21 protein-coding genes are annotated in these 17925 nt (G+C 67.7%); 8 read left to right on the forward strand and 13 right to left on the reverse strand.

From position 1 onward, the window contains the following. Positions 1 to 74: 74 nt before the first annotated feature. The 3 genes from ACNQR1_RS12250 to ACNQR1_RS12260 are packed head-to-tail and all read left to right on the forward strand — an operon-like array spanning position 75 to position 3763. On the forward strand, positions 75 to 1844 hold the full coding sequence (locus tag ACNQR1_RS12250; RefSeq protein WP_418046302.1) for a DEAD/DEAH box helicase: 1770 nt from the start codon (positions 75 to 77) through the stop codon (positions 1842 to 1844). Next, entirely contained in the window at positions 1841 to 3001 is a 1161-nt protein-coding gene (locus ACNQR1_RS12255; protein ID WP_418046303.1) for an acyltransferase family protein, read from the forward strand. Before ACNQR1_RS12250 ends, ACNQR1_RS12255 begins: the two co-directional genes overlap by 4 nt. Positions 3002 to 3052: 51 nt before the next feature. Beyond that, positions 3053 to 3763 carry a siderophore-interacting protein gene (locus tag ACNQR1_RS12260; RefSeq protein ID WP_418046304.1) on the forward strand — a complete coding sequence of 237 codons (711 nt, stop codon included), beginning with the start codon at positions 3053 to 3055 and terminating at the stop codon, positions 3761 to 3763. Between the two features lie 10 nt (positions 3764 to 3773). Here the strand turns inward: ACNQR1_RS12260 and ACNQR1_RS12265 are convergent, their stop codons facing one another. Genes ACNQR1_RS12265 through ACNQR1_RS12275 form a run of 3 tightly spaced genes read right to left on the reverse strand, consistent with a single transcriptional unit; the run spans position 3774 to position 6484 of the window. Next, a complete protein-coding gene (locus ACNQR1_RS12265) occupies positions 3774 to 4610 on the reverse strand; it encodes a DUF5995 family protein (RefSeq protein WP_418046305.1) in 837 nt (278 codons plus the stop codon). Between the two features lie 45 nt (positions 4611 to 4655). Beyond that, entirely contained in the window at positions 4656 to 5246 is a 591-nt protein-coding gene (locus ACNQR1_RS12270; protein ID WP_418046306.1) for a TetR/AcrR family transcriptional regulator, read from the reverse strand. Then, positions 5246 to 6484, reverse strand: coding sequence for a cytochrome P450 (locus ACNQR1_RS12275; protein ID WP_418046307.1), 1239 nt, complete (start codon positions 6482 to 6484; stop codon positions 5246 to 5248). The genes ACNQR1_RS12270 and ACNQR1_RS12275 overlap by 1 nt, the downstream gene beginning before the upstream one ends. Before the next feature lie 64 nt (positions 6485 to 6548). Here ACNQR1_RS12275 and ACNQR1_RS12280 point away from each other — a divergent pair, with 64 nt between their 5' ends. Beyond that, the gene (locus tag ACNQR1_RS12280) at positions 6549 to 7421 is read left to right on the forward strand and encodes a rhomboid family intramembrane serine protease (protein ID WP_418046309.1); all 873 of its coding nucleotides are present in this window, start codon (positions 6549 to 6551) and stop codon (positions 7419 to 7421) included. A gap of 6 nt (positions 7422 to 7427) precedes the next feature. Here ACNQR1_RS12280 and ACNQR1_RS12285 read toward each other — a convergent pair whose 3' ends face one another. The 3 genes from ACNQR1_RS12285 to ACNQR1_RS12295 are packed head-to-tail and all read right to left on the reverse strand — an operon-like array spanning position 7428 to position 9994. Beyond that, positions 7428 to 8783: an FAD-binding oxidoreductase gene (locus tag ACNQR1_RS12285; RefSeq protein ID WP_418046311.1), complete on the reverse strand. Its 1356-nt coding sequence runs from the start codon at positions 8781 to 8783 to the stop codon at positions 7428 to 7430. A 22-nt stretch (positions 8784 to 8805) separates the two neighbouring features. Continuing rightward, positions 8806 to 9291 carry a DUF3237 domain-containing protein gene (locus ACNQR1_RS12290; RefSeq protein WP_418046313.1) on the reverse strand — a complete coding sequence of 162 codons (486 nt, stop codon included), beginning with the start codon at positions 9289 to 9291 and terminating at the stop codon, positions 8806 to 8808. A gap of 13 nt (positions 9292 to 9304) precedes the next feature. Continuing rightward, entirely contained in the window at positions 9305 to 9994 is a 690-nt protein-coding gene (locus ACNQR1_RS12295; protein ID WP_418046315.1) for a maleylpyruvate isomerase family mycothiol-dependent enzyme, read from the reverse strand. 76 nt (positions 9995 to 10070) lie between these two features. Here ACNQR1_RS12295 and ACNQR1_RS12300 point away from each other — a divergent pair, with 76 nt between their 5' ends. Next, positions 10071 to 10721, forward strand: a complete 651-nt coding sequence (locus tag ACNQR1_RS12300) for a winged helix-turn-helix transcriptional regulator (protein WP_418046317.1) — start codon at positions 10071 to 10073, stop codon at positions 10719 to 10721. On the opposite strand, the gene ACNQR1_RS12305 is transcribed toward ACNQR1_RS12300, so the two are convergent. After that, entirely contained in the window at positions 10718 to 11215 is a 498-nt protein-coding gene (locus ACNQR1_RS12305) for a DUF4262 domain-containing protein (RefSeq protein WP_418046319.1), read from the reverse strand. The two genes, ACNQR1_RS12300 and ACNQR1_RS12305, sit on opposite strands and share 4 nt — an antisense overlap. A 9-nt stretch (positions 11216 to 11224) precedes the next feature. Continuing rightward, positions 11225 to 12469, reverse strand: coding sequence for an MFS transporter (locus tag ACNQR1_RS12310; protein ID WP_418046321.1), 1245 nt, complete (start codon positions 12467 to 12469; stop codon positions 11225 to 11227). Between the two features lie 68 nt (positions 12470 to 12537). On the opposite strand from ACNQR1_RS12310, the gene ACNQR1_RS12315 reads away from it, so the two are divergent. Both ACNQR1_RS12315 and ACNQR1_RS12320 read left to right on the forward strand, forming a co-directional pair. Next, complete coding sequence (locus ACNQR1_RS12315) at positions 12538 to 13386, forward strand: uracil-DNA glycosylase (RefSeq protein WP_418046323.1); 849 nt, start codon at positions 12538 to 12540, stop codon at positions 13384 to 13386. Between the two features lie 13 nt (positions 13387 to 13399). Further along, entirely contained in the window at positions 13400 to 14449 is a 1050-nt protein-coding gene (locus ACNQR1_RS12320) for an LLM class flavin-dependent oxidoreductase (RefSeq protein ID WP_418046325.1), read from the forward strand. 10 nt (positions 14450 to 14459) lie between these two features. Here the strand turns inward: ACNQR1_RS12320 and ACNQR1_RS12325 are convergent, their stop codons facing one another. Genes ACNQR1_RS12325 through ACNQR1_RS12335 form a run of 3 tightly spaced genes read right to left on the reverse strand, consistent with a single transcriptional unit; the run spans position 14460 to position 15831 of the window. Continuing rightward, a complete protein-coding gene (locus tag ACNQR1_RS12325) occupies positions 14460 to 14903 on the reverse strand; it encodes a nitroreductase family deazaflavin-dependent oxidoreductase (RefSeq protein ID WP_418050348.1) in 444 nt (147 codons plus the stop codon). Between the two features lie 10 nt (positions 14904 to 14913). Further along, complete coding sequence (locus tag ACNQR1_RS12330) at positions 14914 to 15351, reverse strand: HIT family protein (RefSeq protein ID WP_418046327.1); 438 nt, start codon at positions 15349 to 15351, stop codon at positions 14914 to 14916. Between the two features lie 9 nt (positions 15352 to 15360). Next, complete coding sequence (locus ACNQR1_RS12335) at positions 15361 to 15831, reverse strand: VOC family protein (RefSeq protein ID WP_418046329.1); 471 nt, start codon at positions 15829 to 15831, stop codon at positions 15361 to 15363. Positions 15832 to 15858: 27 nt separating this feature from the next. Between ACNQR1_RS12335 and ACNQR1_RS12340 the strand changes: the two genes are divergently transcribed. Then, a complete protein-coding gene (locus tag ACNQR1_RS12340; RefSeq protein WP_418046331.1) occupies positions 15859 to 16698 on the forward strand; it encodes an AraC family transcriptional regulator in 840 nt (279 codons plus the stop codon). On the opposite strand, the gene ACNQR1_RS12345 is transcribed toward ACNQR1_RS12340, so the two are convergent. Continuing rightward, on the reverse strand, positions 16695 to 16988 hold the full coding sequence (locus ACNQR1_RS12345; protein WP_418046333.1) for a hypothetical protein: 294 nt from the start codon (positions 16986 to 16988) through the stop codon (positions 16695 to 16697). The two genes, ACNQR1_RS12340 and ACNQR1_RS12345, sit on opposite strands and share 4 nt — an antisense overlap. A gap of 45 nt (positions 16989 to 17033) precedes the next feature. Then, positions 17034 to 17879, reverse strand: coding sequence for a sensor domain-containing protein (locus ACNQR1_RS12350; RefSeq protein WP_418046335.1), 846 nt, complete (start codon positions 17877 to 17879; stop codon positions 17034 to 17036). Positions 17880 to 17925 lie beyond the last annotated feature (46 nt).

Here is a 17925-nt window from a genome sequence, read left to right on the forward strand (position 1 = left end):
ACCGCGCCCCCGTGGCGGGTTTGTGCAGGCGCGCGGCCGGGATTCCCTTCGATTGGCACTAGACTTCTGAACCGATGACCTCGCCAGACCCGGATTCGGGGGATACCGCCCCAACGTTTGCCGACCTGCAGATTGACCCTGCGGTGTTGAAGGCAGTCACTGATGTCGGCTACGAGTCGCCGTCGGCGATCCAGGCCGCGACCATTCCGGCCATGCTCGCGGGCTCCGATGTGGTCGGGCTGGCCCAGACCGGCACCGGCAAGACCGCGGCCTTCGCCATCCCGATCCTGTCCAAGATCGACACCACCAGCCGCAACACCCAGGCCCTGGTGCTCGCGCCGACTCGTGAGTTGGCACTGCAGGTCGCCGAGGCGTTCGGCCGCTACGGTGCGCATCTGCCCGCGATCAACGTGCTGCCCATCTACGGCGGCGCCTCCTACACCGTGCAGCTGTCCGGGCTGCGGCGCGGAGCGCAGGTGGTGGTGGGCACCCCGGGTCGTGTGATCGATCACCTCGAGCGCGGGACGCTGGATCTGTCGAACCTGGATTACCTGGTGCTCGACGAGGCCGACGAGATGCTCACCATGGGCTTCGCCGAAGAGGTCGAGCGGATCCTCGCCGACACCCCGGAGTACAAGCAGGTGGCGCTGTTCTCGGCCACCATGCCGCCGGCCATCCGCAAGATCACCACCAAGTACCTGCACGATCCGGTCGAGGTCACGGTCAAGGCCAAGACCGCCACCGCCGAGAACATCACGCAGCGATTCATCCAGGTGGCCGGTGCGCGCAAGCTGGACGCGCTGACGCGGGTGCTGGAGGTCGAAGAGGGCGACGCGATGATCGTGTTCGTCCGCACCAAGCAGGCCACCGAGGAGGTCGCCGAGCGGCTCAAGGCCCGCGGGTTCGCGGCCGCGGCCATCAACGGTGACATCAACCAGGCTCAGCGTGAGCGCACCATCACCGCGCTGAAGGACGGCACGATCGACATCCTGATCGCCACCGATGTCGCCGCGCGCGGTTTGGACGTCGAACGCATCTCGCATGTCGTCAACTACGACATCCCGCACGACACCGAGTCGTACGTGCACCGCATCGGCCGCACCGGCCGGGCCGGCCGTTCCGGGCACGCCCTGCTGTTCGTCACCCCGCGCGAACGCCATCTGCTCAAGTCGATCGAGAAGCACACCCGGTCCAAGGTCATCGAGGCCGAGCTGCCCAGCGTCGACGACGTCAACGCGCAGCGGGTGGCCAAGTTCCGCGATTCCATCACCGACGCCCTCAATGGTCCGGGCCTGGAGCTGTTCCGCCGGATCATCGAGGACTACGAGCGCGAGAACGACGTGCCGATGGCCGACATCGCCGCGGCACTCGCGCTGCAGTCGCGCAACGGCGAAGAGTTCTTGATGACCGAGCCGCCGCCGGAGAAGCGTCGCGAGCGTGACCGTGACGACCGGGGCGAGCGCCCCCCGCGCAAGGAGCGTCCGCCGCGCGAAGGTCTGGCGACCTACCGGATCTCGGTGGGCAAGCGGCACAAGGTGGGGCCCGGTCACATCGTCGGCGCCATCGCCAACGAGGGCGGTCTGCACCGCAACGAGTTCGGCCACATCACCATTCGTGGGGACTACTCGTTGGTGGAGCTGCCGGAGAAGCTGTCCGGAAAGACACTCAAAGCGCTGGAGAACACCCGGATCTCGGGCATGCTCATCAATCTGGAGCGAGAGCATGGTGAGCGCGCCGACCGCGGTGACCGTGGGCCGCGCCGCGAATACAAGGGCCGTTCGGAGTACAAGGGCCGATCCGAGAACAAAGACCGCTCGGGGAAGCCGCACCGGAAGACCAAGTGACGGTTTCCAGGAGCGTGACGGGGCCGGCTGATCAGGGCGGCCTTGAGTCGATAGACGCACCGGTTTCCGCGTCGACTCGGGTTGCGTCACTGACCGGGATCCGCGCGGTGGCAGCCATTCTGGTGGTGCTGACGCATGCGGCCTACACCACCGGAAAATACGGGCAGGGCTATCTCGGTCTGGTCTATTCGCGCGCCGAGATCGGTGTGCCGATCTTCTTCGTGCTCAGCGGTTTCCTGTTGTTCCGGCCGTGGGTGAAGAGTGCGGCCACCGGCGGCGCGGATCCGTCCGTCCGTCGCTACGCCTGGCACCGGGTGCGACGGATCATGCCGGCCTATGTGGTCACGGTGCTGATCGCCTACCTGCTCTACCACTTTCGCACCGCGGGCCCGAACCCCGGCCACACCTGGATGGGGCTGTTCCGAAATCTGACGCTGTCCCAGATCTACACCGACAACTATCTGTTCTCCTATCTGCACCAGGGGTTGACCCAGATGTGGAGCCTCGCGGTGGAGGCGGCGTTCTACGTGGTGCTGCCGCTGGTGGCTTATCTGCTGCTGGTGGTGTTGTGCCGCCGGCGCTGGCGGCCCGGCTTGTTGTTCTTCGGCCTGGCCCTGCTCGCGGCGGTGTCTCCGGTGTGGCTGTGGATCGTGCATGATTCCACGAATCTGCCTGACGGTGCCCGGCTTTGGCTTCCCACCTACATGGCATGGTTCGTGGCGGGCATGGCGCTGACGGTGCTGGGACAGCTCAAGGTGCGCGGCTACGCCGTGGTGTGTGTGCCGTTGGCCGTGGTGTGTTACTTCATCGCGTCGACGCCGATCGCGGGGGAGCCCACCACCTCACCGGCCAAGCTCAGCGAGGCGCTGTTCAAGACGTTCTTCTATGCGGTGATCGCGGCGTTGTTGGTGGCGCCGCCCGCACTCGGCGACCGCGGTTGGTACAACCGGTTTCTCGCGTCCCGGCCGATGGTGTTCCTCGGTGAGATCTCCTACGAGATCTTCCTGATCCACCTGATGATCATGGAACTGGTGATGGTCGAGGTGATGCGCGATCCGGTCTACACGGGGTCGATGTTCAACCTGTTCGTGCTCACGATGGTGTTCACCATCCCGGCCGCCTGGCTGCTGCACCGGTTCACGCGCGTCCGCTCCTGAGGATCAAGTTAGGGTACGCTTACCTAACAAGGATGTTCACGGGAGGTACGCATGGGCGAGCAGAAGGCGTCGCGCGGGCTGGAAGGGGCCCTGGTCAAACTCTGCCGGGGCGGTGATTACGAGCTGACGGTGTCGGGCCGTTCCGAACTCACGCCGAATTACCTCAGACTGCACTTCAGCGCGGAGCGGCTGCTCGCCGAACAGCGGGTGCACCCGACGATGTGGGTGCGGGGCTGGTTTCCCGACGACGGAAAAGCTCATCAGCGGGGCTACACGCTGGTCAACCCCGACCCTCGGGCCGGGACCGTCGACATCGACTTCGCCATGCACGACGGCATCGCCACGCGCTGGGCGCGGGAGGCCAAGCCCGGCGACGTCCTGGACGTGACGGTCCTCGGCAGCGACTTCACGCTTCCCGAACCAGCGCCGGCCGGCTATGTCATCGTCGGCGACACCGCGTCGCTGCCCGCCATCAACTCACTGCTGGACGCGATCGGGGATACCCCGGCGTGGGTGTTCCTGGAGGCCGGGTACGAGGACGACCGCGAACTGCCGGTCACCGGTGGCGCAGAGATCGTCTGGGTCGACCGGGTGGAAGAGGACCTGCTGGAGACCGTCAGCGCATCGGCTTTCGACGCCTCCGACCACTTCGGCTGGGTGGCCTGCAACAACCGCACCACCCGGGCCGTGGCGCGGGTCTTCCGTGAGGAGTACGGCATCCCGCGCAAATCCATCAAGGCGCAGGCGTACTGGGTGGCCTGATCCGGCCGACTCAGAGTGCCGTCTGGATCGGGGCGGGCGTCTCGGCGATCTCGTCGAGCACCCGAACGTTGTGGGCCACGTCGCGGCTCTCGCGCGCGGCGATCTCCTTGATCGCCAGATCGAATGCGCCGACCAGGCTGGGCGGGTCGAACGCTGCCTGCGCCTGCCGGCTGACCTGCACGTCTCGCGCCCAGATCGTCGCCGGGCGCGCGAATCCCGGTTCAAGGGCCAACACCGTGGCGAATCGCCAGGCACTGTCGCGCAGGGAGCGGATCGCCTCGTTGAGGACGAAGATCTGATGCTGTCGGAGCACCGCGTAGATGTCGGCCAGCGCCGGGGAGAGTTCGTTGATGTCGTTGACCACCCCACCGATCTGGCTTGCCAGCACTGCGTTGATGGTGTCGAAATCCTTGTGCAGCGAGGGTAGCCGGCCCGCGCCGACGAGCCCCTGCACCGCGATGCCGAGGTCCAGCACGATGTGGGCGGTGACCCCGGCGAGCATGTGCTGCACCAGGATCGGCTCGGGCTTCTGTGCCCAGTCGAAGGTGGCCCGCCACGACCGAGTGGGTTTCGGGTACCGGTCGGGGTGGAAGTGGCCGTTGAGCGCATCGAAGTAGCGCTGCGCGAACGCCGCGTCGAGCCGGTCCATCCGAGGGCCGTCCTCGAATGCCCCGTCCTCGACCGCGGTGCCGACCGCGATGGTGATCCGTTTGTACAGGGCGGCGAAATAGCCCAGCCGGCTTGAGGTTTCCACGGCCCAGTCGGTGATCGTGTCGATCGCCGCGACGACTTCGGCGATGCTGGTGACCGCCGGTAGCGGCGGCAGTGGCTTGGGGTGGCTGGCCATACCCGAAAGTATGGGGCAGGTCAGCCTGTCCCGCCCGGCAATCGGCTACTCGATCGACAGTTGTGCCGGGATGACAAGAGGGGCGACGAACTCGGCCAGCATGGTGCGCTCGTCGGTCTCGTCGCCGCCGGGGAAGACCAGCAGCGACACCATGACGCGGACCAACCACCTGGCCCGCCGGCCCACCTCGTCGTCGGCTTGCGTTGCTCCGCCAGCGAGCGAACCGACGAAGCCCTCGACCAGCGCTCGGATCACCTCGGAGTGTTCGGCCATCTCGCCGCCGATCGGCCGCTGCGCGGTGGCGAACCACGACGACAGGGCCGGGCTGTCGCGCACCGCGTTCAGCGCGGTGATCACGCCTTCGATCAGTCGCTGCGTCGGATCCTTCACCGCGGCCACCTGTTCGCTGACCTCTTCGTACAGCCGGCGCGCCTCGCGGTGCACGTAAGCGGTGTACAGCGCGTCGCGATTCTCGAAGTAGCGGTACAGCGTGGCGCGGGAACAGCCTGCGGCCGTCGCGATCTCGTGCATACCGACGGTCGCCGCGTCCTGCTGGGTGAACAGGGCGTCGGCGGCATCGAGGATGTGGTCGGCGGCCACTTCGGACCGCCGGGCCGACAGCCAGTCCCGGGGCATCAGGTCCCTGCCCGGAACGGCACGGACAACGGCCGTCGCACGTAGCTGCCGCCGGCCCACGTCACCGAGTCCAGGTCGACCTCGAAATCGGGGTAACGCGAGAGCAGTTCGGTCAGCGCGACCCGGGACTGCATCCGGGCCGCGGCCGCACCGAGGCAGAAATGCGCGCCGTGGCTGAAGGTCAGGATGTTGCGCGGGGATCGCCGCACGTCGAGTTCGGCTGCATCGGCGCCGAACTCGCGCTCGTCGCGGTTGCCCGAGCCGTACAGCAGCAGAGTCTTGCGTCCGGCCGGGATGGTGGTGTCGCCGATGGTGACCTCGCGGGTGGTGGTGCGGGCCAGGCCCTGGACCGGGGAGGTCAGGCGCAGGAATTCGTCGATCGCCTCGGGGATCAACTCGGGGTCGTCGATCAGGAGCTTGCGTTGATCGGGCCGCTGCTGCAGGAGTTGCACTGCGCCGCCGAGCATTCCGGTGGTGGTGTCGTTGCCGCCGGTGACCATGGTGAAGGTGAAGGCCAGGATCGACAACACACCGGCGATGTCGCCGTCGGCACCCACGCCCGCGGCCACCAGGTGCGAGATGGTGTCGTCCCCGGGTTCGCTGCGGCGCCGTTCGATGAGCTCCGAGAAGTAGGCCATCATCGAGGCCACGGCGGCGCCGGCGGTACCCATCGCCGCGGTGATCCCGCCGGCCGAGCTGTTCGCCGCGACGATGGCGTCGGTCCAGCCGTCGAACTGGTCCCGGTCCTCCTCGGGCACCCCGAGGTAGTGCGCGACGACCATCGACGGCAGCGGCTTGAACAGCTCGGCGGCGATATCCCCGCCGCCGTTCGAGCGCAACCCCTCGAGGCGCTCGACGGCGAACTCGCGGACCTTGGGCTCCACTGCTTCCACCTGCCGCGGGGTGAAGCCGCGCGACACCAGCTTGCGGAACTCGGTGTGTACCGGCGGGTCCTGCATGACGAACGGCGGATTGTCGGCCAGCCCGATCATGTCCAGCTCGCCATAGGTGACCGTCAGGCCCTGAGCGGAGGAGAAGGTGCCGTGGTCACGGGCAGCGGCCCAGATGTCGGCGTGCCGGGAGAGCACGTAGTAGTCGTGCTCCGGTGACTCCTCGGGTACGACGTGGTGCACCGGATCGTGGTCGCGCAGTGCGGCGTACATCGGCCACGGGTTCGGCCAGGTGTCGGCATCCGCGGGGACGAACCGGGCGGGGCTGTGAGACAAAGTCGCTGCCATGTCTTATTCGTACGACATCTGAAGGAATCGTGTCAATAGTCGTTTGGCATTAGGCTCGGGCGTGATGAGCACCCCTGACGCGCCGCAGCTACCTGCCCAGACGCCGACGTGTTACCGGCATCCGGACCGTCCCACCTACGTGCGCTGCACGCGGTGCCAGCGTCCCGTGTGCCCGGAGTGCATGCGCGCGGCGGCCGTGGGGCACCAGTGCGTGGACTGCGTCAACGAGGGGGCCCGGTCGGTCCGGGCACCACGTACCCAGTTCGGCGGGAAGGCGCGCACGGGCGCCCCGATCCTGACCTACTCGCTCATCGCGGTGAACGTGCTGATGTTCGTGCTGCAGATGACCTCGAAGAACCTGGAACAGGAACTCACCCTGTGGCCGCCCGGCGTCGCTGCGCACGACGAGTACTACCGCCTGGTGACCTCGATGTTCCTGCACTACGGCGCCATGCACCTGCTGTTCAACATGTGGGCGCTCTACGTGGTGGGGCCGCCGCTGGAACAGTGGTTGGGCCGGCTGCGGTTCGGGACGTTGTATGCGCTGAGCGGGCTCGGTGGTTCGGTGCTGGTATATCTGCTGTCCCCGCTGAACAGCGCGACGGCCGGGGCCTCGGGGGCGATCTTCGGCCTGTTCGGCGCGATCTTCGTGGTGGCCCGCAAGCTCAACCTCGACGTCCGTTCGATTGCAGCCGTCGTCATCATCAACCTGGTGTTCACCTTCGCCGGGCCGGCGCTCGGGACCGGGGCGATCAGCTGGCAGGGCCACATCGGCGGCCTGGTCACCGGTGCGGGGATCGCCGCGGCCTTCGTGTACGCCCCGCGCGAGCGCCGCAACGCGATTCAGGCCGGGGTTTCGGTGGCGGTGCTGGTCCTCTTCGCCGCCTTGATCGCCTGGCGCACAAGCAGTCTGCTCACCAGCTTCGGCATGGCCTAGCCGCGACTAGATCGCCGCGCCCGGGTTGAGGATGTTCTGCGGGTCCAGCGCCTTTTTGATCCGGTGATTGAGTTCCACTGCATCCGGGCCGATCTGGCCGGCCAGCCATGGCTGCTTGAGCCGGCCCACACCGTGCTCGCCGGTGATGGTGCCGCCCAGGCCCACGGCAAGATCCATGATCTCGCCGAACGCCAGCTGGGCGCGCGCGGCCATCCCGGCGTCGGCCGGGTCGAACACGATCAGCGGGTGGGTGTTTCCGTCTCCGGCATGGGCTATCACCGAGATCAGCAGATCCCGCTGGGCCGCGATCGCCGCCACCCCGCTGACCAGTTCGGCCAGTGCGGGTAGCGGCACCCCGACGTCCTCCAACAGCAGTGACCCCTTTGCCTCCACGGCCGGGATGGCGAACCGGCGGGCCGCGACGAAGGCCTCGCCCTCATCCGGGTCGGAGGTGGAGAACACTTCGGTGGCACCGCATTCGGTGAACACCCGGGCCATGAACTCGGCGTCGTCTGCGCCCGCAGCACCCCGATCGTCGGAAGCCGCCACCATCATCGCCGCGGCGTTGCGGTCCAGCCCCATCTTCAGCTTGTCCTCGACGGCGTTGATCGCCACCGCGTCCATGAACTCCAGCATGGACGGCCGGATCCTGCCGGTGATCTTCACGACCGAGTTCGATGCGGCTTCCACGGAATCGAACGTGGCCACCACGGTGCAGGGCGAGTGCTGCGGGGGCAGCAGCCGCAGCGTCGCCTCGGTGACCACGCCCAGGGTGCCCTCGCTGCCGACGAACAATTTGGTCAGGCTCAGTCCCGCAACATCTTTCAACCTGGGACCGCCGAGGCGCACGGCGGTGCCGTCGGCCAGCACCACCTGAAGGCCCAGGATGTAGTCGGTGGTCACGCCGTATTTGACGCAGCACAGCCCGCCCGCGTTGGTGGCGACGTTGCCCCCGATGCTGCAGATCTCGAAGGACGACGGGTCCGGTGGGTACCACAGCCCGTGCGCGGCAACGGCTTTCTTCACCTCGGCGTTGAGCAGCCCGGGCTGCACCACGGCGGTACGGGTGACCGGGTCGACGGTGATGTCGCGCATCTTCTCGGTGGACAGCACGATGCCGCCGTCGAGGGCTGTCGCACCCCCGGACAAGCCGGTCCCTGCGCCGCGGGGCACGACCGCCACCCGGTGCGCGCCGGCCCAGCGCAGCACGGCCTGCACCTCCTCGGTGCGGGTGGGCCGGACCACTGCCAGCGGTGTGCCCGCGGCCGGATCGGCAGCCCGGTCCTGGCGGTAGGAGGCCAGGATGTCGGGGTCGGTGACGACGACACCTTCGGGCAGTTCCGCGATCAGCTCTGACAGCACACCGCGATCCTACGAGCGGGTGTCAGCCGACGGCGAATACCCGGTAGTGCACTTCGCTGAGCGATACCTGGTTGATGGCAACGGTGTGAACTGCGTTCAGCCATCGGTAGCGCTCGTCGCCGGTCTCGAAGAGCGGGCTGGACCGCGCTGTCATCTCGTCGTGACGGATCAGTTCTCCGGCGGTGAACCGATCGGCGGTCGCCCGGTCCATCTGAACGCGGCCGGTGTTGGTCAGGTAGATGACGGCGCCGTCGTCGGTGCGCAGGGTGGCGCGCACATCCAGGCGTGCCACCCCGTCGGTGCCGAGCAGGACCCAATCTCCACCGCCGGGCAGGACGTCGGCCGCGATACGGGGCCCGACGCACCGGCCTTGCTCGACCACGTAGGTCATGCGAGTGCCCAAGGGCGTGGAGAAAACCTGTACCGACTCGAAAACGATGCGGATGTCGAGCAGGTGGTCGAAGACCGGGGTGGCGTCGATGTCGACGAGAGATGTTGTCAGTGTCATCATTTCGGCTTTCTCAGAGTGGACGAATCGCTGCGCCGACCAGGTCGTCGGCTTCGCCCCGGCGCAGCATGAGCCGGGCGATCGTGTCGTCGGAGCCGTCGACGCGGTGCTCGTCGGCGCCGGCGCCCTGGACCCAGTTCCTTCCGGTCCAGGTGATCGCCATGGACTTCGAGGGCGCGGTCAGTCGCAGGGTGACAGGACCGCTCTCCAGCGGCTGGGCCTGACGCAGCAGGAACAACTCGCCGAACCCGAGGATGGCTTCGATGGTGGCGGGGGAGAACGTCGAGCGGCGGTCGCCGGTGGCCACCTTCAGGTCGTCGAGATGGACCCCGAATTCCAGGATCAGCGAGCGCAGCGCGGCGGCTACCGGGAAGTCGCCGAACGGCGCCGGTATCACCGGCCACCGACTGGGTGCCTGGTCGAACGCGGCCTGCAGATGTCCGACCGCCAGCCGGACGGCGCCCGGTAGATCGGGGTTGTCCAGGGTGAGTTCGCCTGGTGGCGTGGTGATTTGGGCTCGGGCCCGGTGATAGGCCTCCGCGTCGCGGAAGCAGACGACGGCCACGTGGTCGGCCAGATCGTCGATGGTCCACCCCGCGCACGGTGTGGGGGAGCGGCGCTGCGCAGGATCGAGGGTTTCGAGCAGGTCGGCGAAGGTCAAGGCTTCGTTCGACGCCGCGGTGAGCAGGTTGTCGAGGGTCATGACGTCACCGTAGGCCGATGAACTTGGAAAAAACAAGTAGTAAGTTGGAAATTCCAATCGCGGGTAGTCTGGCGGCATGGCGTCACGGTCGTATGGACAGCACTGCGCACTGGCAAAAAGCCTCGACCTGGTCGGGGATCGATGGACTCTGCTGGTGGTCCGGGATCTGCTCGAAGGTCCCAAGCGCTACGGGGACCTGCTGGGCTCGTTGGCTCCGATCGCCACCGACATGCTGGCCGGGCGGCTGCGTGACCTGGAGGCGCACGGGCTCGTTCACAAGCGGACGCTGCCCAAGCCCGCCTCGACGACGGTCTATGAGCTCACCGACGACGGCCGGGCACTCGAGGACGTGATCAACGCGTACACCCGGTGGGGCCGGCACCTGATCGAGACCCGCGAGCCCGGCGACACGGTGCGCCCCGAGTGGCTAATCCGCGCGGTGCGTGCATTCGTCAGTGCGGACCGTGACGGACCACCGGTCACGGTGCGCCTGGTGACCCCCGAGGGGCAGGCGACCGTCGAGATCGGGCCGGACCGCATCGACGCGTGCGAGGACGGGGCCGTGGTCGATGTGACACTCACGGGCGAGGCCGAGGTGTTGGGTGCGGCGATGGACCCCGCGCAGGTCCCCGCTCTGGTGGCCGATGGCCGGCTGGTGATCGACGGCGATCCTGCCGCGGTCTCGCGGTTGGCGAAAGCCTTTGCCCCACCCCGGATCAGGAGTTAGTCGAGCTCAGCCCACGGTCCGACGGTCTGCTCTTTCGGGATCCACAGCAGTGGCTGGGCGGCACGGCAGTACTCCTGCACCTGATCGTCCCACGGGAACCGGCCCTCGGCGTCCGGCCAGAACACCTGCAGGACGGGAAACTCGCCCGCCCGGTAGTAGTCGATCCCGGCGCCGAAGAAGTCCCGGTACCAGCTGGGGTGCGCCTCCCGGACCGCCACCAGGTAGTCGTTGAGGATGTCGTCACGCAATTGGCCGGGCTCGAGCGGGTTGCCGTCGCGGACTTCCTGGCCGGCGATGTTGACGATCGACATCATCGTCTCGATCCGCAGACCGAAGAGGCAGATTTCGGGTCTGCGCAGGGTGTGCCACAAACCGATCGAGTAGGCCCAGTCGGCCGGGGTTTCGTCGCCGCCACCGACCCCCACCACATGCCAGCCGTGGTCGGCGACGTCCGCGGTGATGCGGCTGTCGCGGTCCTCCGAGGCCTTGCCCATCCGAAGAGGTTACGTCGGACCGGGTTCCACCGCCGGTGGCCGGTCCAGCGCGCGCAGCGCCGTCAGGAACACCGCGACGAGCCCGAGCAGCAGCATCGGCAGGGACAGGGCCAGGAACGTCGCGTGCAGCCCGGCGGCGTCGGCCAGCGGGCCGGCCAGGATCAGCCCGAGCGGGCCCGCGGCATACGCCAGTGAACCCATCACCCCGACCACGCGGCCGCGCAGGTGCTGCGGGGCGGTGGTCTGCATGACGTAGTTGTAGATGGGTGCGATCGGTCCGTAGACGAACCCGACGATCGCGCACAGCACCAGGATCAGCGGGAGCGGCGGCAGGAACGCGATCACCGTCATCGCCACGCCGAGTGTGATCACCGCGGTCAGCATGGTGGCCCGTCGGCTCATGTACTTCGACATCACGGCGTAGCCGAGCGCGCCGAGCAGCCCGCCGATGCTCAGTGCCATGAGCACCCAACCCAATTCGGTGGGCTCGTTGCGGTCGGTGAAGTATTTCGGGAACAGAACCGACTCCATCGGCATGTACAGGCCGGTGGCCACCAGGTCGACGATCGCCAGCGTGCGCAATACCGGTGTGTGCCAGACGAATCGCAGCCCTTCGATGATGCCGGCGAGCACGCCCTCGGTCAGCATCGAGCGATCCGGAGTGCCCGCGCCTTCCAACCGCAGCACCGAGATGGCCAGGATCGAGCAGCAGAACGCCCCGGCGGTCACCCACATGGTGTTGATTCCCCCGAGGGTGGCGATCAGCAGGCCGCCGATGCCCGGGCCGACGATGTAGGCCAGGTTGAACACCGCCTCGTACACGCTGTTGGCGTGGTCCAGAGTCCAACCTGCCCGGCCGGCGGCCTCGGGCAACATGGTCTCCCGCGCCGTCATCCCGGCTGGGTCGAAGAAAGCGCCGAGCGCGGCCAGGGCCGCCAGCACCGCGACGTTGACCGCGTCCACCCCGAATATCAGGGCCAGCGTCGGAACCGCTGCGACCGACATTGCCGAGAGCAGATCGGAGATCATCGAGACCCGCCGGCGGCCCAGATAGTCGACGGCGGCCCCGGCGATCAGGGTGGCCACCAACAGCGGCAGGGTGCCGGCCATCGCCACGATCGACGCGTCGAGTGCGGATCCGTTGCGCTGCAACACCAGCCACGGGAACGCGACAATCGTGATGCCGTTGCCTGCGCCGGCCATCAACGCGGCGAACAGGATCAGTAGCAGTGGGCCGCGCTTGGTGTTCGTCATGGGGTATCGCGGCGAATCTAACAGCGCGCCCGCACCCACCGCGACGGAATTTCCGGCACAGTGAGTTGGTGCGACTGCCTCATCCAAGGACGGGGGTCCAGTTCCCGTCGCCGGTGCCGCCCGGTTCGGGCTGGCCCGGTGATCCCGCGGATGCGACGACACCGGTGGCCAAGACGGCCGCGCAGGTGCGGCGGCTGGCTGCCCGAGCGTCGACGGTGCCGGAGCTGGACGCGCTGATCTCGGTGTGCCGGGCCTGCCCCCGCCTGGTCAAATGGCGTGAAGAGGTGGCCGTGGCCAAGCGGAAATCCTTTGCCGACCAACCATATTGGGGTAGGCCCGCCACCGGGCTCGGCGCTGAGGCGCCCGGCATCTTCATCGTCGGGCTGGCGCCGGCCGCGCACGGTGCCAACCGCACCGGTCGGGTGTTCACCGGAGACCGGTCAGGGGATTTCCTGTTCGCCGCGCTGCACCGGGCCGGGTTGGCCAACCAGGCGGTGTGTGTCGATGCCGCCGACGGCATGCAGCTGATCGATACCCGTATGGCCGCCGCGGTGCGCTGCGCGCCGCCCGCCAACGCACCCACTCCGGCCGAGCGGGCCACGTGCGCACCATGGCTGCAGGCCGAGTGGCGGATGGTCGGGCCGTCGGTGCGGGTGGTCGTCGCGTTGGGCGGTTTCGCATGGCGGGCGGCTCTGGAGCTGATCGGCTCGGACATCAAACCCGCCCCCAAGTTCGGCCACGGTGCCACCGCGACGCTGACCTCGGACTTCGGCGCCGTCACCCTGCTCGGCTGCTTTCACCCCAGCCAGCAGAACACGTTCACCGGCCGGCTCACCGAGGCCATGCTCGACGACATCTTCGTCACGGCCAAACGCCTGGTGGCGGAGGCCGGCGGGAACGAACCGGACCGCTCCTGACGTTGACGCTGTCATGCGGCTTTCTGTCCTCGACCTCGTCCCGGTGCGTACCGATCAGTCCACTGCCGATGCCCTGACGGCAACGACTCACCTGGCGCAGACCGCTGACCGGCTCGGATACACGCGCTACTGGCTCGCCGAGCACCACAACATGCCCGCGGTGGCTGCCACCAGCCCGCCGGTGCTGATCGCGCACCTGGCCGCGCACACCACGCAGCTACGGCTGGGCTCGGGCGGGGTGATGTTGCCCAACCACGCACCGCTGGCGGTGGCCGAGCAGTTCGCGCTGCTGGAGGCCGCCCATCCCGGTCGCATCGACCTCGGCATCGGCCGGGCGCCGGGTTCCGACCCGGTCACCTCGCTGGCGCTGCGCGGTGCCGCCGGCCGCGACGATCGCGATATCGAGGCGTTTCCGCAGTACCTCGACGACGTGGTGGCACTGATGGGTGCGCGCGGGGTGCGGGTGCCGTTGCCCCGGGATCTGATGCGGGAGAACTACGTGCTCAAGGCCACGCCGGCGGCGGTGACCGAGCCGCGGATGTGGCTGCTCGGGTCATCGATGTACTCGGCACATCTGGCGGCGGCCAAGGGGTTGCCGTACGTGTTCGCCCACCACTTCTCCGGGCAGGGCACTGCCGAGGCGCTGGCCGTCTACCGCGACGAGTTCCAGCCCAGCGACCTGGCGTCCGAGCCGGTGACTTTCCTGACCGTCAACGCTTCGGTGGCCGAGACCACCGAGGAGGCCATGGCACTGCTCCTGCCGCAGCTGCAGATGATGGGCCGGCTGCGCACCGGTCAGCCGCTCGGCGCCCTCGATCTGGTCGAGGATGCCGAGGCGACGACCCTCACCCCGCAGGCGCAGGCGGTCGTGGCGTCCGGGCTTCGGCGCGCCGTGGTCGGTTCGCCCACCGAGGCGGCCGAGCAGGTCCGGGCCCTGGCCGAAGAATTCGACGTCGACGAGGTCATGGTCAACCCGGTGGGCTCGGCCCGGCGCGGTGCGGATCCGGCCACCGCGACGGCGCGCGACACCACGCTGGAACTGCTCGCCAAAGAGCTGTTCTAGGCCGTCAGGCCTACGGCGTCAGCACGACCACCGGAATGGGGCGCGTCGTGCGCTTCTGATAGCCGATGTAGCGGTTCTTGTTGCCCTTCATGTCGTTCACGATGTCCCACAGTCGCGGATACTCGGGATCTCCGGGCAACACCGGCTTGGCCGTGACGCCGAATCGCTTGGGGCCTACGTTGATCTCGACCTGGGGTTTGGCCTTCAGGTTGTGATACCAGCCCGGTGACGTGGGCTCGCCGCCCTTCGACGCCACCACCAGGTAGTCGGCGCCGTCCTTTGCGTAGGCCAGTGAATTCGCGCGCTGCTGACCGGTTTTCGCGCCGACGGTATGCAGGATCAGCGTCGACGGGCCACCCGGGATCGTATGCCCGATCCGGCCGTCGGTGGCTTTGTAGATCTTGTCGTGCAACAACAACATCGGGAGGCCGATATAGCGCTCCCACCAGGGCATGCTCATGCGCTCAATCCTGCGCGGATTCGTCGAGCTGCGCCAGCGCCGCACGTAGGAGGCGTCCGGACTCCTCACGGTCCGGATCCCGGCGCACCACCATGCCCTTGACGAAGGACAGTTTGTCGCCGGCCTGGCGCGGCACGACGTGCAGGTGGATGTGGAACACGCTCTGGAAGGCGGCCTTGCCGTCGTTGATCACGATGTTGTTGCCGTCGGCGTGCAGCCCGGAAAGCCGGGCCGCACGCGCGATGCGCTGGCCGATGCGGGCCATCTCGGCCACGGTTTCGGCCGGGGTGTCGGTCAGATCGAGGGTGTGCTGCTTCGGGATCACCAGGGTGTGTCCCCGGGTGAACGGCCTGATGTCGAGAATGCCCAGATAGTCGTCGTCCTCGTAGATGCGGATGGCGGGGGCTTCCCCGGCGACGATGGCGCAGAACACGCAAGACATGCCGTCACGTTAGCCCCCGGCGGTGGCCGCCCATTCGGCGACGCGGCGTTCGCGCTCCTGCGGCGTCAGGTCCTCGACCCGCGTCATCACCGTCCAGCGCTGGCCGAACGGGTCGAGCACGGAGGCGAAGCGGTCGCCCGTGACGAACGTTTGTGCGGGCTCACGGATCGTCGCACCCGCCTTCTCGGCCCGGTCCACCACATCGTCGACGTCGGGGCAGTACAACCCGATCGAATGAGTGGCGGCGGCTCCCGGCCTGGGTGCGGCGATCTGGTAGGCCTCCTGCGGGTCTCCGAGTTGCAGCCGGCCGGTACCGAAGTCCAGTTCGGCGTGCGCGACGGTGCCGTCGGGTCCGTCCATCCGCTCGATCACTTGGGCACCGAACACGTTCTGGTAGAAGGTGATCGCCTCGGCGGCTCCGTCGACGCAGATGAACGGGGTCAGGCTGGTATAGCCCTCCGGAATCGGTGTGACACTCATGTGGACCAGTTTCGTAGGCTGGTGGCCATGGCCGCTTGTAAAAACGCGCCAGAGCGGGGTGTGGTCGGCCGTGCCGGCAACGTCTCGGCATTCGACCTCCACCGGTGGGCACCGTCGGAGGACGCCGCGAGGTTCGTCGAGCACTACTGGTCGGTGACCTGGGACCGGCATGAGGCGGGTCCGTTCGACAGCACGGTGATCACCTTCCCGGCCATGCATCTGACCCGCGAGTGGGGCGATGATGTTGTACGCCATGGGCATCGGTTGCCCAGCACGTTGTTGCACGGTGTGGTGCCCGAGGTTTTCCGTATCGCCATCAGCGGGCGCGGTGCTGTGGTCGGGGCACGATTCCGGCCCGGCGGCTTCACCGCCCGGTTCGGCGGGGACGCCGCTGCGATGACCGGGCGGGTGGTGCCGGTGGACGACGAGTTGCCCGGCGTGCCTGCCATTCTCGGTGAGGACGTGACGGCGGTCCGGCTCGCGCTGGATTCGGCGGTCGGCGCGTTGGCCGGCGAGGTGGATCCGACCTACCGCGGGTTGACTCCGCTGCTCGACCGGATGCGCGACGACGCGACACTGCACCGGGTCGATCAGGTCATGGCGCTCTCACCGTGGAGCACGCGGACCACGCAGCGGGTGTTCCAGCGCTACGTCGGAGTGACGGTCAAGTGGGTGCTGTGCCGGTACCGGTTACAGCAGGCGGCGTTGGAGATCGAGAGTGTTCCCGGCGTCGATTTCGCCGACCTCGCAGTGCGACTCGGCTGGTATGACCAGGCCCACTTCATCAACGACTTTCGGTCCATGCTGGGCAGCACACCGGGGGAGTACGCGGCTCGGCATGGTGGCGGTTCCGGCGCTTCCGACTAGCCGTCGATATGGGTCGGTGGATCGGTGAAGGTGAAATCGAACGGATAGTCATGGCCGGGACCCATCGGGTCGCAGCGCTTGACGGGGACCAGATGGGAGCTCCAACCGCTGGGCACATAGCCCCACGTTCCGATGCAACGTTGCCAGCTGCCGTCGGGTTGGATGGGTCCGTCGCACTTGCTGATGACATTGCCGCCGTACACGCAGCCGGCACTTGCCGGTGGGGCCGAGGTGGTCATCCCGCCCACCGCCAGCACGGTGGCCAGGCTTCCGATGATGAAGAGCTTCATGGGTTCTCCCATCTTCTATACCCATCGACGCTACAGCTCATCCCGCTAACTTCGCGCCGCCTTGTCGATCTTGTCGGTTATCTCCGAGAGGAGCTGTCCGAGGGTGGCGGCATCAGCGTTGTCTGCGCACAACTGGATCTCGGCTACGGCGTTGTGCCGCGACGCCACCGCGTATCGACACATCCACCCGCCCGGGTCGTCGAGTTCGTCCGTCGATGAGGACAGGGCGCCGTCACTGTCTGAGATGTCACCGTTGCGCCATTGGTCTGTTGACCCATCGACATCGGTGGATTCGACAATCTTTCCGGCACATTGCTCGAACTTCATTTTCGTCTTCTGGATGAATTGCTGCGCGGCGTCGGCGTCGGGAAACGCGACGACGGCCTGGTCGAAATAGGCGCTGGGTCCGTCGCGGCTGTCGTCAGGTGACTGCAGATACTGCAGGCGCACGGCAGTCGATCCGCTGCCCTTGTGATCGCGTTCCGTGCCGGGGGTGCCGATCGAGCAGGTATCGCCGGGGTCGCGGGTGGTCAAAGCTGACTGGACACGGCCGTCGCCGTCGTCAGGGTTGCCGACCAGCGCCCCGACGTGCAGGACCTTGCCGGCTTCCTCTTCGGTCAGCAGCGCATCCGCCAACGCGGAATCCCCGACTGTCTTGGTCTTCTCGCCGAATCCGCCGAACAGCACAAGCGCCGCGACGATCACGACTACGACGATCAGGATCGCCACGGCAATCATGATCAGCCGGTTGGATCGCTTGCCGGGCGCCGGGCCGGCCGGAGGCGGCGGCGGGTAACCCCCGGGCGCCGGTCCCCACCCTTGGCCGGGCACAGGCTGTGGTGGCGGCCAGACCTGCGAATAGGGCCCGGGCTGCGCCGGCGGAAACGTCATCGAAGTACCTCGATCGGCTGGGGGGTGGCCGGCGACGTCGAAGCGG

Origin of the sequence: Mycobacterium sp. 48b (assembly GCF_048282725.1) — a bacterium.
Lineage (GTDB): Bacteria > Actinomycetota > Actinomycetes > Mycobacteriales > Mycobacteriaceae > Mycobacterium.

Bases quoted from the DNA above. Each gene is read 5' to 3' on its own strand.
- ACNQR1_RS12310 (WP_418046321.1), bottom strand. From the start codon at position 12,469: ATGACGAACACCAAGCGCGGCCCACTGCTACTGATCCTGTTCGCCGCG.
- ACNQR1_RS12295 (WP_418046315.1), bottom strand. From the start codon at position 9,994: ATGACCCTCGACAACCTGCTCACCGCGGCGTCGAACGAAGCCTTGACC.
- ACNQR1_RS12325 (WP_418050348.1), bottom strand. From the start codon at position 14,903: ATGCCCTGGTGGGAGCGCTATATCGGCCTCCCGATGTTGTTGTTGCAC.
- ACNQR1_RS12275 (WP_418046307.1), bottom strand. From the start codon at position 6,484: ATGGCAGCGACTTTGTCTCACAGCCCCGCCCGGTTCGTCCCCGCGGAT.
- ACNQR1_RS12305 (WP_418046319.1), bottom strand. From the start codon at position 11,215: ATGGGCAAGGCCTCGGAGGACCGCGACAGCCGCATCACCGCGGACGTC.
- ACNQR1_RS12290 (WP_418046313.1), bottom strand. From the start codon at position 9,291: ATGACACTGACAACATCTCTCGTCGACATCGACGCCACCCCGGTCTTC.
- ACNQR1_RS12340 (WP_418046331.1), top strand. From the start codon at position 15,859: ATGGCCGCTTGTAAAAACGCGCCAGAGCGGGGTGTGGTCGGCCGTGCC.
- ACNQR1_RS12280 (WP_418046309.1), top strand. From the start codon at position 6,549: ATGAGCACCCCTGACGCGCCGCAGCTACCTGCCCAGACGCCGACGTGT.
- ACNQR1_RS12335 (WP_418046329.1), bottom strand. From the start codon at position 15,831: ATGAGTGTCACACCGATTCCGGAGGGCTATACCAGCCTGACCCCGTTC.
- ACNQR1_RS12265 (WP_418046305.1), bottom strand. From the start codon at position 4,610: ATGGCCAGCCACCCCAAGCCACTGCCGCCGCTACCGGCGGTCACCAGC.
- ACNQR1_RS12300 (WP_418046317.1), top strand. From the start codon at position 10,071: ATGGCGTCACGGTCGTATGGACAGCACTGCGCACTGGCAAAAAGCCTC.
- ACNQR1_RS12330 (WP_418046327.1), bottom strand. From the start codon at position 15,351: ATGTCTTGCGTGTTCTGCGCCATCGTCGCCGGGGAAGCCCCCGCCATC.
- ACNQR1_RS12350 (WP_418046335.1), bottom strand. From the start codon at position 17,879: ATGACGTTTCCGCCGGCGCAGCCCGGGCCCTATTCGCAGGTCTGGCCG.
- ACNQR1_RS12270 (WP_418046306.1), bottom strand. From the start codon at position 5,246: ATGCCCCGGGACTGGCTGTCGGCCCGGCGGTCCGAAGTGGCCGCCGAC.
- ACNQR1_RS12320 (WP_418046325.1), top strand. From the start codon at position 13,400: ATGCGGCTTTCTGTCCTCGACCTCGTCCCGGTGCGTACCGATCAGTCC.
- ACNQR1_RS12345 (WP_418046333.1), bottom strand. From the start codon at position 16,988: ATGAAGCTCTTCATCATCGGAAGCCTGGCCACCGTGCTGGCGGTGGGC.
- ACNQR1_RS12260 (WP_418046304.1), top strand. From the start codon at position 3,053: ATGGGCGAGCAGAAGGCGTCGCGCGGGCTGGAAGGGGCCCTGGTCAAA.
- ACNQR1_RS12250 (WP_418046302.1), top strand. From the start codon at position 75: ATGACCTCGCCAGACCCGGATTCGGGGGATACCGCCCCAACGTTTGCC.